Origin of the sequence: Amycolatopsis halotolerans, from assembly GCF_042647905.1 — a bacterium.
In the GTDB taxonomy this organism is placed as follows: domain Bacteria; phylum Actinomycetota; class Actinomycetes; order Mycobacteriales; family Pseudonocardiaceae; genus Amycolatopsis; species Amycolatopsis halotolerans.
This window is the reverse complement of record NZ_JBHRWI010000059.1, coordinates 1-7500: the sequence shown is the minus strand read 5'-3', so window position 1 is coordinate 7500 and position 7500 is coordinate 1. Positions and strand designations below refer to the sequence as shown.

The following is a 7500-nucleotide window of genomic DNA, read 5'->3' as shown; positions in this document are numbered from 1 at the left end:
ACGTGTACACGCACAAGGACCGGATGCCGGTCTTCGACGTCCCCGAAGGCCACACCGATGCTTCCTGGCTGCGCCATCAGGTGGCCGAGGGGCTCAAGTGGCGGTTCCCCGAGGGCGTCCCGGACGGCTACGAGGAGCGCTGCGACTACGAACTCGGCGTCATCGAGGGCAAGGGCTTCCCGTCCTACTTCCTCATCACCGCCGACCTCATCCAGCACGCGCGGGAGGTCGGCATCCTGGTCGGCCCGGGCCGTGGTTCCGCCGCGGGCGCGCTGGTCGCGTACGCGCTGGGCATCACGAACCTCGACCCGATCCCGCAGAAGCTGCTGTTCGAGCGGTTCCTGAACCCGGAGCGCATGTCGATGCCCGATATCGACATCGACTTCGACGACCGCCGTCGCGGCGAGATGATCCGGTACGCCACCGACAAGTACGGCGCGGACCGGGTCGCCCAGGTGATCACCTTCGGCACGATTAAGACCAAGGCGGCGATCAAGGACTCCGCCCGCGTGCACTACGGCCAGCCGGGCTACTCGATCGCGGACCGGATTTCGAAGGCGCTGCCGCCGCCGATCATGGCGAAGGACATCCCGCTGTCGGGCATCGTCGACTCGAAGCACGAGCGCTACGCCGAGGCCGCCGAGGTCCGCACGCTCGTCGAGACCGACGAAGAGTGCAAGACGATCTTCGACACCGCCCGCGGCCTCGAAGGCCTGATCCGCAACGCGGGCGTGCACGCCTGCGCGGTGATCATGTCGAGCGAACCGCTCACCGACGCGATCCCGGTGTGGCAGCGCGACGACGGCTCCATCATCACCGGCTGGGACTATCCGTCGTGCGAGGCCATCGGCCTGCTGAAGATGGACTTCCTCGGCCTGCGCAACCTCACCGTCATCGGCGACGCGCTGGAGAACATCAAGGCCAACCGCGGCGAGGAGATCGACCTCGACCGGCTCGGCTTCGACGACCCCGAGTCGTACAAGCTCCTCGGTCGCGGCGACACGCTGGGCGTGTTCCAGCTCGACGGCGGCGCGATGCGCGACCTGCTGCGGCGCATGCTGCCGACCGGGTTCGAGGACATCATCGCGGTGCTCGCGCTGTACCGCCCCGGCCCGATGGGCATGAACGCGCACAACGACTACGCCGACCGCAAGAACAACCGGCAGCAGATCAAGCCCATCCACCCGCAGCTGGAGGAACCGCTGCGGGAGATCCTGTCCGAGACCTACGGCCTGATCGTCTACCAAGAGCAGATCATGCAGATCGCCCAGAAGGTCGCGGGCTACACGATGGGCCGAGCGGACACGCTGCGGCGAGCGATGGGCAAGAAGAAGAAGGAAGTCCTCGAGAAGGAGTACGAGGGCTTCGAAGAGGGCATGAAGTCCAGCCCGCTGGTCGAGGGCGGCTTCTCGCCGGAAGCGGTCAAGGCGCTGTGGGACACGATTCTCCCGTTCGCCGGGTACGCGTTCAACAAGTCGCACGCCGCCGCGTACGGCCTGATCGCGTACTGGACCGCGTACCTCAAGTCGAATTACACCGCGGAGTACATGGCGGCGTTGCTGACGTCGGTCGGTGACAACAAGGACAAGTCGGCGATCTATCTGTCGGAGTGCCGTCGGCTGGGGATCAAGGTTTTGCCGCCGGACGTGAACGAGTCGGCTTTGCGGTTCGCGGCCGTCGGGGGCGACATCCGCTTCGGTTTGGGCGCGGTGCGCAACGTGGGCGCGAACGTGGTGGAGTCGATCATCAAGACGCGCGAGGAGAAGGGCAAGTACTCCTCTTTCACCGAGTTCCTGGACAAGTCGGAGCTGGTGGCCTGCAACAAGCGGGTGATCGAGTCGCTGATCAAGGCGGGCGCGTTCGATTCGATGGGTCACACGCGGCTGTCGATGATCCAGGTGCACGAGGACGCGGTGGAAGCCGTCGTCCCGCTCAAGCGCCAGGAAGCGATGGGCCAGTTCGACCTGTTCGGCTCGTTCGGAGCCGACGACGGCGACGCGGCCGAGGCGGCTCCGTCGTCCTCGCCGCTCGCGCACCTCAAGTTCGGCGAGGAGGAGTACCCGCGCAAGCAGCTCCTTGCCTACGAACGCGAAATGCTGGGCCTGTACGTGTCGGCGCACCCGCTCGACGGGGCCGAACGCATCCTGCGCAAACACGCGCCGAAGCCGATCGCCGCGCTGCTCGCCGACCCGCCGAAGGAGGGCGAGGTCGTCATCTCCGGCCTGCTCACTTCGCTCGAACGCCGGGTCAACAAGAAGGGCGAGCCCTGGGCGATCTGCACCGTCGAGGACATGGACGCCGCGCTCGAGGTGCTGTTCTTCGCCAAGGCGTACTCGATGTTCGCCGCGGACCTGGTCGAGGACAACGCGGTGCTGGTGAAGGGCCGGGTCAACTGGCGCGAGGACAAGATGTCGGTGTTCGGCGGCGGGCTCGTGCCGCTGGACCTCTCCGAGATCGGCAACGGCGGCGAAGAGCCGCCACTGGTGCTGCTGGCCGCCGCGGAGAAGGTCGACCAGGCGGTGGTCAGCGAACTGAAGTCGACGCTGCTCGCGCACAAGGGGGATACGCCGGTGCACCTCAAGCTCGTCGGCAAGAACCAGACGGTCTTCGCGCTTTACGATTACCCGGTGAAGGTCAGTTCGATGCTCATCGGTGAGCTCAAGGGCATCCCTGGGATCACCGCCAACACCTGATGGCCGAGGCGGAGCCGGATCCCCGCCGCTGGCGGGCGCTCGCGGTCACCCTCGCCGCCGGGTTCATGACGTTGCTGGACGTCAGCATCGTCAACACGGCTCTGCCCTCGATCCAGCGCGACCTGAACACCGGCGCGGGCACCATCCAGTGGGTGGTCTCGGGCTACGCGCTCACTTTCGGCCTGGTCCTGGTCACCGGCGGCCGGTTGGGCGACGCGCTGGGCCGCCGCCGGATGTTCCTGATCGCGCTGGCCGCGTTCGTCGCGACGAGCGCGCTCGCCGGAGCGGCCTCCGATCCGGCGACGCTCGTCGCCGCCCGGCTCGCCCAGGGCTGCGCCGCGGGCATGCTGACGCCGCAGAACAGCGGCCTGATCCAGGATCTGTTCCGCGGCGCCGAGCGCGGCCGGGCGTTCGGCATGTTCGGCGCGGTCGTCGGCATCTCCACCGCGGTCGGCCCAGTGCTCGGCGGCGTGATCCTCGCGCTGTTCGGCGATCCGGACGGCTGGCGGTGGGTGTTCTACGTGAACGTGCCGATCGGCGTCGTCGCGTTCGGGCTCGCGATGAAGCTGCTGCCGCAGGCGGACCGGCGGAAGTTCCGGCTGCGCACGGAAATCGACTTCGTCGGGATCGTGCTGCTGGCCGTCGCGGTGCTCGGCGTGCTGCTGCCGCTCGTGCAATCCGGACGGGGCGGGCTCGGCCGGTTGTGGTGGCTGTTCGGGGTGGCGATCGTTTTCGGCGTGGCGTTCGTGTGGTGGGAACGGCGAGTCACGCGAAGGAACCGGCCGCCGCTGCTGGACATCCGGCTCTTCACCGGCACCCCGGGCTACGCCAGCGGCGCGGCGGTCGGGGCGCTGTACTTCTGCGGATTCGCCGGGATCTGGCTGGTGTTCGCACTCTTCTTCCAGCAGGGGCTCGGGTACACACCGCTGCAGTCGGGGCTGGCGGTCACGCCGTTCGCGCTGAGTTCCGCCGTGACGGCGGCCGTCGCCGGGCGGCTCGTGACCCGCTTCGGCCGGAGGCTGACCGTCACCGGACTGGCCATCGTCGCCTTTTCACTGCTGTCGGTGGCATTGGTCGTGCAATGGGTGCCGCCGTCTGCCGCCGGGTTCGCGGTGGCCGGTCCGCTGCTGATCGGCGGGATCGGCGGCGGGATGGTGATCTCGCCGAACACGACGCTCACCCTCGAATGCGTGCCGAACCGGCTGGCCGGCGTCGCCGGGGGAGCGCTGCAGACCGGCCAGCGGATCGGCACCGCGATCGGCACGGCCGTGCTGGCGTCGGTGTTCGAATCGGTGGTCCCGGCGGCCGGGCACCAGACCGCACTCACCGCGGCGATGTGCTGCGCGGCCGGCCTCACGCTGGTCGCGCTGGCGTTCGCGACCCTGGAACTTCGCGCCCGCCGGCGGCGTGCCATCCTGACGGAGGACCGTCAAGCAGCGCAGTCCGCAGCGAATATTCACCGTACGTAATCTGGCAACTCTTATCTTGCCTCTTCGGTGAGCTACTTACCGCCACCAGGTGATACTCCATCCGGGTGACAGGTGACCTTCGGCCCTAGTGCTACTCAGAGCAACCGAGTAGACCTTATGGAGCCTTCAGAACGACACTTTGGCTACCTACAGTGGCAATTCGTTCGATCGACCGGGGATGGGTCGATCGGCCGAGAGGCCCGGGAGTCCGAAGTTCCGGGGAATGGACACCCGGAGTCGCATTCCGGTACGAAATTCGTCGGCGTCCGCGGGGGACCGTACGGCGAATCGCCGGGGCACTGCCCGGAGTGGCCGGCCGAGTGCGCGCGAAGGCAACGGGGCGGGCCCGGGCGAGGGGGAACCGGGCCCGCCCGTCTTTCTCTCCCGGCTCGTCCTTGCCCGCGGGCTGGCCGCTGATGTTCCGGCCGGGCATGTCCGTGCCGCTCGACGCTGTCTTGGGTTCCGACTGCGCGGCTCGGGCGGTCGAACGCTGTCCGTGCCGGTCGGGGCTGTCTTCGGGCTCGGGCCGTGCGGCTCTCGGCGCGTCGAACGTTGTCCGTGCCGCTTGTCCGTTGCCGTCGGTGCCGCTCGACCTCGCTCTCCTGGACCTCGCGGCTCGGGCGTGCCGAAAACGCTGACCGTGCCGCCTGACCTTGCTCTCGGAAGCCGATCGGCACAGGATGTTTCCCGCCTCTTGACCTTCCCCTCTGGGACGGCCCCACGCTCAGGGCGTTCCGAACGAGGGAGACCCATGACGGACCTGCTCGCCATCGGCGCGTTCGCGCGCCTGGCCCGCCTTTCGCCCAAAGCGCTGCGGCTCTACGACGAGATGAACCTGCTGCCGCCCGCCCGCGTCGACCCGGACACCGGCTACCGCTGGTACTCGCCGGATCAGCTCGACCGGGCCCGCCGCGTCGTCCAGTTGCGCGGGCTCGAGATGCCGCTGCCGCGGATCCGGGCCGTCCTCGACCTGCCGCCGGAAGCGGCGGCGGCCGAGGTCCGCGCGTATTGGGAGGAGCAGGAGCGGGCGTGGCACGCGAAGCGGGAACTCGCCGGGTTCTTCCTCGACCAGCTGACAGGGAAGGAAACCCCGATGTACGACGTGTCCGTTCGCGAAGTGCCCGCCCGCACGCTGCTCATCACCTCCGAGCACCTGACCGCCGACCGGATCGGCGAGTTCGCCGCCCCGCTCTTCGTCTTCTTCGGCGGCCCGGCGGTCCCGCGCCCGGAAGGCGGCCCCGGACGGCCTTTCCTGCGCTATCACGGAGAAATCAGCAATGACAGCGACGGCCTGGTCGAGTTCTGCTGCCCGATCGATCCCGGCCGCGGGGAAGTCGCCTTTCCGGAGATGACGCTCAGCGCCGACGACGCGGGCCGCGAGGCTTACGTCACCGTGCCGAAGGCGAACATGATGACCGCGCTCGGCGCCGAATCGCTGCACCGCTGGCTGACCGACCATGACGTCGAGGCCGATTGGAAGCCGCGCCAGATCTTCCTGTGCGATCCCGGGACGGCCGAACTCGACGATCCCGTCTTCGAGCTGGCGGTCCGGCTGCGCTGAGCCGCCCGGTTTCGCCCGGTTCCGGCCGCTCGGGGATGTCGCGCTCGCGCGGGGCCGTCGATCATGTTGGGATGGCCGCGTTCTGCGAAGAGGGGAGCGCTCATGGCCCACGAGGCATCGCCGGGCAACCGGATCCGGGTGTGGTACCGACCGATGCGGGCGCGCGACACCACCGAAGGGCACCGCGCGTCGACGCCGCTGGAGTTGCTGTTCGACCTGTGTTTCGTGGTCGCCGTCGGCCAGGCCGCCGCGCAACTGCACCACGCCCTTTCCGAAGGCCACGTCGGGCACGGGGTGCTCAGCTTCGGGATGGTGTTCTTCGCGATCTGGTGGGGCTGGCTGAACTTCAGCTGGTTCGCGTCGGCGTTCGACACCGACGACGTGCCCTACCGGCTCGCCACCCTCGTCCAGATCGCGGGCGGCCTGACCGTCGCGGCCGGCGTGGACAAAGCCTTCGAGGGCGACTTCACGATCGTGGTCATCGGGTACGTCCTGATGCGCCTGGCCGCGGTCACACAGTGGCTTCGCGCGGCACGGCAAGCACCGGAGATCCGCTCGACCGCGTACTTCTACGCGATCGGCATCACGCTCTGCCAGATCCTGTGGATCGTCCGGCTCGCGATTCCCGGCACCGCGGGGTTCGTCGGCTTCTTCGTGGTCCTGGTCCTGGAACTCGCGGTGCCGGCGGTGGCGGAAGCGCGGACCACGACGCCGTGGCACTCGCATCACATCGCCGAGCGGTACGGGCTTTTCACGCTGATCGTGCTCGGCGAAACCGTGCTCAGCGCCACCAACGCGGTGAAAGAGGGGATAGCGGAGGGGGAGCACACCGGGGAGCTGGTGTCGCTGGCCGTCGCGGGCCTGGTCCTGGTGTTCTCGATGTGGTGGCTGTATTTCGACCAGCCGGGGCACGCCCGTCTCGAACGCGGCAACTCCCGGTGGACCGCGTTGAGCTGGGGATACGGGCACTACCTGATTTTCGGTTCGGCCGCGGCGGTCGGTGCCGGGCTGGAACTGGCGGTCGGTTTCGACAGCGGGCAGGTGCACGTCAGCGGCATCGTGACCGCGCTGGCCGTGACGATCCCGGTCGCGATCTTCTTGCTCAGCGTCTGGCTGCTGCACATCGGACCGACCAACGAATGCCGTCCGATCGCGATCGGCTTCCCGGCAGCCGCGGTGCTCGTGCTCGCTGCGTCGTTCGGCCCGGCGCCGATCCACGTGACGGCGGTCCTCGCGGCGATCCTCGTCGGGGTCACGGTGATCGCGACGCACGGCGAGCCCGAGCCGGGCTGACCGCGCTCGGGTCTCGGCCGCCGGATCGACGCAGGTCAGGGGCTTGGCGCGAAAAAAGGGACCCCCCTGTTCGAGGGCTGTTTCGGGCCGTGTAATGTTCTCTTCGTCGCCAGGGAAACCCGGCGGCCACCGGGAACACGAACCAAGCTCCCACAGTAGTGGTAGAGTGGGTGGTCCCAAACCTCCGGAGCTGAACCAGCCCCCGACGAAGCCTCGAGCTTCCCAGGGTGTAGAGTTGGACTCCGGAAAAACAAAAGCTTGAAATAACGCATCGAGCTTGGCCTGGTTGATTCCGGGGCTGGTTCGGGGTGTGTTGCTTGAGAACTCAACAGTGTGCTAGTGAACTAAGCCAGTAGAGCTTATATGAAACCCCCTCGTCGGGGTTTCCTTTGAGAATGATTGAGAAATAGTCTCGATCGAACTGTTCATTGTTGGAGAGTTTGATCCTGGCTCAGGACGAACGCTGGCGGCGTGCTTAACACAT

Annotated in this window: 4 protein-coding genes; all 4 read left to right on the top strand. The window is 67.8% G+C overall.

The window, feature by feature from the left end:
• On the top strand, window positions 1-2693 hold a 2693-nt coding region (dnaE, locus tag ACFORO_RS38330; protein WP_377896739.1), incomplete at its 5' end, for a DNA polymerase III subunit alpha.
• On the top strand, window positions 2693-4162 hold the full coding sequence (locus ACFORO_RS38325) for an MFS transporter (protein ID WP_377874140.1): 1470 nt from the start codon (window positions 2693-2695) through the stop codon (window positions 4160-4162). The genes dnaE and ACFORO_RS38325, both read left to right, overlap by 1 nt.
• 751 nt (window positions 4163-4913) lie before the next feature.
• A complete protein-coding gene (locus tag ACFORO_RS38320) occupies window positions 4914-5723 on the top strand; it encodes a MerR family transcriptional regulator (RefSeq protein WP_377874139.1) in 810 nt (269 codons plus the stop codon).
• A 102-nt stretch (window positions 5724-5825) separates the two neighbouring features.
• Window positions 5826-7016: a low temperature requirement protein A gene (locus ACFORO_RS38315; RefSeq protein ID WP_354751243.1), complete on the top strand. Its 1191-nt coding sequence runs from the start codon at window positions 5826-5828 to the stop codon at window positions 7014-7016.
• The last annotated feature ends 484 nt before the right edge of the window (window positions 7017-7500 follow it).